Consider the following 5405-nt stretch of genomic DNA (forward strand, 5'->3'; position numbering starts at 1 on the left):
ACTGAAGGTGGTTTCGTTCATAATGGTGCCGTCAAGGCATGTGGTTTACTATGAACACTTAGTGAGCACAAGCCTACGGCGCAGTGGGAGCTTAGTGTTCGTTGTAAGGGCGTAGTGCGAAATAACGTTTCGCACGAAGTTTACTTGGTATAAATCCCACACCGTCAAAGGGAAAATTTTCACACTATCAAATGGAGAAATCCCGCACTATCAAATCGGGAAATCCCACTCCATCAAATCGGGAAATCCCACGCCATAAAGGAAAGAACTCCCACTCCATCACGGGAACATGAGAGGATCATCGCCATACTGATTAGGCCCCTCGGTGCCCTTGGCAAACAGGAAATATAGGCTCAAAACAAAGTTAATCACTGGTATTAATGTACCAACAGCCCACCAGCCTGGCTTATCCAGGTCATGAGCCCGCTTCATGGTGTTCATAAAGGACAATACAAATACCGGTAAACAAGCCAGATAGCATAAGCCTTCAACGGCATCCTCGCCAAGCTCCATGGCCAGCCCCAACATAGCACCTATCATGGCCAACACAAAGGCCATGGCACCAAAGGCCAGCCCCCGCAGGAAGTATCTCTGCCTGTTCAACCGGCCGGTATAGGTGGTCCACTTAAAGGCCTGAATAATATTGTCAGGCTTTGGCATGGCGTTATAGCCGCCATACTGAGGCTGCTGATAGCCCGGCTGCTGAAAACCTGGCTGACCATATGGATTGTAGCCATTATTCATAGGCTGCTGTGGCTGCACAGGCTGATATGGATTTTGCTGCATCGGTTGCTGTGGCTGAGCCGGCTGATATGGATTTTGCTGCACTGGCTGCTGTGGCTGAGCTTGTACAGGCTGCTGACCAACGGACTGCGGCTGACCACCAAAGGCCTGGCCCACCTTCTCAAACTGCTGGCCACACTCCGGGCAAAACGCTATACTGTCCTCTACCTTTTCGCCACAATTTGGGCAGAACTTCGACATAAAATCATCTCCATCACATCAAAAATATACTGGATCTCCTAAGCGTCAAGGCTCCTCTTGACAATCAGCTCCCTCTTGGGTGGAGCTAAATTCAATTTGGCCCGAATAATACGCCGCAGGGATTCATTAATTCGTTCCTCTGATATTTTACCAGTCTTTACGGCTTCTAGCAATGCTTTGGCCGTTTCCTCCTGATTTTTATATATATGGCAGCTCATGACCATATCCACGCCGGCCATAACCGATGCCACGGCGGCCTCCCCCGGGGTATAATACCTGGACACCGCTCCCATAGCCAAATCGTCCGTTATTACAACCCCCTGATATCCCAGCTGGTCCCGCAAGAGCCTGGTCATGATTTCCGGTGAAAGACTGGCCGGCTTTTGAACACCCATACCGGAATATATCACATGGGAAACCATAATCATCTGCTTATCATTGGAGTTTTCCCGTATCACCCGGGCAAAGGGAACCACATCTGTGCTGTTGAGAAGCTCCGGGGAAGCATCCACCACCACAGTATCCAGGTGGGTATCTGTCTTGCCCCGTCCAATACCCGGAAAATGCTTCAGCGTGTACAGCATACCACTTTCCTCATAGCCGCTGGCCGCTGCCGACACAAAATCCGCCGCCACCTTCGGATCGGTACTGTAATGACGATCCTTAAAGGAGCCCAAATCCGCCACCGGGGCAAAATTTAAATTGAACCCCATAGCCTTCAGACTGCCGGAGATATTTGTCGCCCATTCCCTGGCCAGCTCCGGCCGCCCGGTCTGTCCAATGGTCAGCTGGGCCGGGGGTGGAGGCAGTACGTCTCTCATACGGGCCACCTGTCCACCCTCCTCGTCAATGGCAATAAACAAGGGCAGCCGTCCATAGGTGGTCCGTTGCAGTCCATTATTTAGCACCATAATCTGCTCCACAGACTGCAAATTACGATCAAATTCCACTACACCGCCAAAATGATATCGGGCAAACATATCCCGAACGGTGGCATCCACCTCTGTTCCGGTTATGCCCACAAAAATCATCTGTCCTACCTTTTCCTCCAGGCTCATTCCCCCAAGGATTTCCTCCACCTTTTGGCCCTGGGACAACGTGCCGTCAGCCGCCACCGCATTAAAATCCCGCGGAGCATTTCCACTGCAGCCGCCCACCATCAGCATGAGCAGCAGCAGGGAAAACAGGGAAGCACTGTAGAGCAATCGCCTGTACCGATCAGTATTCATCTTCTCCATCATCGAAGTCATCATAAAATTCATCCTCATAATAACGCCGTCTGAATTCCTCTTTAACCTGCTTTTCCAGCTTTGGACTGATATCAAAGAGCAAAATCGCATCAACCACATTGTCAAAGATGATATTAGGAAGAGTCATCAATAAGCCCTTGTTTACAACCAATTTTATAAAATCCGTCGCCGACTCCGGGCCCTCCAATATGGACTCGGCAATACTATCCAGCAGCTCCATATGGGCCTGTCCCATTTTACGTCTGCCGTTCTTAAACTCAGGACCATCAAAGACTATGCCCAATTCCCGATCAATTTCCTCCTCAGTATAGCCCTGTGCTTCCATCCATTGGGCATGAATGTCACACCGGAAGTCATCCAGCTCGGAAATAACCTCCCGACGATCCAGCTTAATCCCCAATTTGGTACAAAACCCCTTCAGCAGGGCCTCTGTGGAGCTGTTGCGCACCCGGATGGTCATAGGCCGCCCCAATTCTATAATGGTACTCATCAAATTTTTTGTGATACTGCCGTAAAGATCCTTGTCCGATGAACTGGTTTCCATAAAGAGAAGCTCACCGCTGGCTTCGTCAAATACCGCCAGCATCTCCGGAAAAAATGGCGCATTTACGGCTTCACCGTATTCATTCATCTGTGCCCCTTCATTGATAAGAGCCTCCGGTAGCCGCCCATGGTCGGCAATCCAAATAGCACCTGTTTTCTTGGCCTTCTTCATGCGGGCCACCTGAAGATCATTCCACCGGGGCTGATAATTTTTGGGGCCATTGCCCAGGGAGACATTTATCACCTCCCAGGTCAGAGTGCCATCCTTGCAGCGAATGGCCGGCACAGCCAATTTCTTGTCCTTTTGATGTAACCGTAAATCCAGAAGATACTCCCCTCTGTCCACCGTCTGGTCAAGCAATAAATCAATAATTTGCATAACCATATCCAAACATTCAAAGGTCCGCTCCACATCGGCTTCGTCGCGATACATCCAGGTTCTGTGCTGGGCCGTGGTAACCCGCAGGACAGGGTAAAAGCCGCTGCCGCTGGGCTTCAGCTTCCGCTTTTTCAGATATGCCTGCACCTCATCAAGCTCAGAGGGGGCCAGGGCCGCCTTATTGTCGAAATTGATTATATAGGCCTCCTGGTCCACCAAATAATCTATTTTATTGTAAAACGTAATTTTGGGTGTATGCACCATGCGGACATAGGCCTGAAAGCTCTGCTCCGTATTGTGAAGCCACAAGGACGGCTTCCCCGTATCCCCGCCAAACACCTGACAAAAGCGCGGCTTACCGTCTGACGGAATAACAGCAAAAAATTGGGCTGGATGAAGGATTTTCCACGGCTTCGCCATCTTAAACGCAAAGGCCAGATCATATAATTTGTCCGGTATCATTCCATTCTACTCTCCTCATTGACGTCAAAAGACCCATTTATTATTATATAGACAACGGATTATTTATTATTTATTTTCTTTCTAGTATAACACAAAATTAATTGTATTGCTTCGTTTAAATTCATTAATGTAGTTCCATTAAGTCATTAAACCTCGTTGTCGATAAATATTAGAGGTAAGAAAGGATGGTGCATTATGGCATTTATAAATAATAGCATGGACATGCTGATGCAGCTGCACAATCTGGCAGCCAACAGTAAAACAGGCCGTGTTTCCCCAGGGACACGAACAAAAGAAGTAAATAACACCACGGACAATAAATCCTTTGCCGATATCTGGAGTAAAATCCGGAAGGAGCAGCAGGAATTTGATGATATATTGGACAAGGTGGATATTGCCCAATACCAATTGTCCCTTCAGGACGCCTTTTGGTCCAGTCAGGCCGATGCCATGAAGCATCTCAGAAATTACACCCAGCGTCACCAACAGGCCTACACCCAGGAAGCCTTCGGGGCCATCACCACCGGCGTATTGAAGCTCCACCAGCTAAATTCCCTGTACAGCTACAACATGGATCCAAAGGTTTCCCAGGAGCTGGGCAAACAGCTCCAGACCGCTCTGACTGAGGTTATGATGAGCAGTATCAGGAGTACCGGCACGTGGATGTAATCATAATTCATTTTATACGGGAGAATAATCATGAGTAAAAAAAAGAATACCGCCAATACCTCCTTCCTATTTAACATCGCCCACAAAATGCTGACTCCGTTGAACGCCATGAAGGAATTCACCCATCTGCTGGAAAATAATCTCAGCGACCAGCAGAAGGCCCGGGAATATCTGGAGCAAATCAAGCATTCCCACGAATTTATGCTTTCCCTGATTAACAACGTGCTGGAAACCGCCCGGCTGGAAAGCGGCATATCCACCCTGGAGGAGACCTACGGCAACGTCCATACCCTGCTGAGGGTGGTCACCAGAGAATTTCAGGGGCTGATGAAAAAAAAGAATATCCAATTCTCCACCAATGTGGATGTAACGCACCCGGATATTATGGTGGATTTCACCAAGGTAAAGGGAATACTCCTGAACCTCATCAGCAACGCCCATAAGTATACCCCTGAGGGAGGAAAAATAACCGTAACTGTCAGGGAGCTTCCCTACGATAAGCAGGATTATGCCCTTTATGAAACCACTATCTCAGATACAGGCAGCGCAATTCCCAATGAGAAGCTTCCTCACATTTTTGAAGCCTTTTCCCATGGCGGCTCAGCATCCCATGATGGGTTACTGAGTACCGGCCTGGGAATGCACATTGTCAAGGAACTGGTAACTGTTTTGAATGGCACCATTAAGGTTAAGACCAGTGAAAGTGAAGGCACGGTGTTCACAATTACCATCCCTCACCGCATAAATACACAGATTACCAAGGATATGCGGATTCTTCTGGCCGAGGACAATGAGCTGAACGCAGAAATCGCCATTGCCCTGCTGGAGGACAGGGGCTTTACAGTTGAGCGGGCCAAAAATGGGGTGGAATGTGTGGAAATGCTGCGAGGTTCAAAGCCCGGCTATTATAACATTATCCTCATGGACGTACAAATGCCCCACATGGATGGTCACCAAGCCACCAAAATTATCCGCCGTCTGAAGGAATCTGCCCACAGCACCATTCCTATTATAGCCATGACCGCCAACGCATCAGACGAGGACAAGCGGGAAACCCTGCTGGTGGGCATGAACGCCCATGTGGCCAAGCCCATCGACGTGGGAGCGCTTTCCCATGC

5 protein-coding genes are annotated in these 5405 nt (G+C 49.0%); 2 read left to right on the forward strand and 3 right to left on the reverse strand.

Going from position 1 to position 5405, the window contains the following annotated elements; translation table 11 throughout:
- Nucleotides 1-279: 279 nt before the first annotated feature.
- Genes Q0Y54_RS11460 through Q0Y54_RS11470 form a run of 3 tightly spaced genes read right to left on the reverse strand, consistent with a single transcriptional unit; the run spans nt 280 to nt 3618 of the window.
- Nucleotides 280-984, reverse strand: a complete 705-nt coding sequence (locus Q0Y54_RS11460; RefSeq protein ID WP_297968013.1) for a DUF805 domain-containing protein — start codon at nt 982-984, stop codon at nt 280-282.
- A 38-nt stretch (nt 985-1022) separates the two neighbouring features.
- Nucleotides 1023-2237: a glycoside hydrolase family 3 protein gene (locus Q0Y54_RS11465; RefSeq protein WP_297968016.1), complete on the reverse strand. Its 1215-nt coding sequence runs from the start codon at nt 2235-2237 to the stop codon at nt 1023-1025.
- Nucleotides 2203-3618 carry a DUF6930 domain-containing protein gene (locus Q0Y54_RS11470; protein ID WP_297968019.1) on the reverse strand — a complete coding sequence of 472 codons (1416 nt, stop codon included), beginning with the start codon at nt 3616-3618 and terminating at the stop codon, nt 2203-2205. The genes Q0Y54_RS11465 and Q0Y54_RS11470 overlap by 35 nt, the downstream gene beginning before the upstream one ends.
- A gap of 195 nt (nt 3619-3813) precedes the next feature.
- On the opposite strand from Q0Y54_RS11470, the gene Q0Y54_RS11475 reads away from it, so the two are divergent.
- Both Q0Y54_RS11475 and Q0Y54_RS11480 read left to right on the forward strand, forming a co-directional pair.
- Complete coding sequence (locus tag Q0Y54_RS11475) at nt 3814-4287, forward strand: hypothetical protein (RefSeq protein ID WP_297968021.1); 474 nt, start codon at nt 3814-3816, stop codon at nt 4285-4287.
- 30 nt (nt 4288-4317) lie between these two features.
- Nucleotides 4318-5405, forward strand: a 1088-nt coding sequence (locus Q0Y54_RS11480; protein ID WP_297968024.1) for a hybrid sensor histidine kinase/response regulator, incomplete at its 3' end; no start/stop codon positions are given.

The sequence above is a fragment of the uncultured Anaerovibrio sp. genome, from assembly GCF_947302755.1.
In the GTDB taxonomy this organism is placed as follows: Bacteria; Bacillota; Negativicutes; order Selenomonadales; family Selenomonadaceae; genus Anaerovibrio.

Bases quoted from the DNA above. Each gene is read 5' to 3' on its own strand.
- Q0Y54_RS11460 (WP_297968013.1), bottom strand. From the start codon at position 984: ATGTCGAAGTTCTGCCCAAATTGTGGCGAAAAGGTAGAGGACAGTATA.
- Q0Y54_RS11465 (WP_297968016.1), bottom strand. From the start codon at position 2,237: ATGATGACTTCGATGATGGAGAAGATGAATACTGATCGGTACAGGCGA.
- Q0Y54_RS11470 (WP_297968019.1), bottom strand. From the start codon at position 3,618: ATGATACCGGACAAATTATATGATCTGGCCTTTGCGTTTAAGATGGCG.
- Q0Y54_RS11475 (WP_297968021.1), top strand. From the start codon at position 3,814: ATGGCATTTATAAATAATAGCATGGACATGCTGATGCAGCTGCACAAT.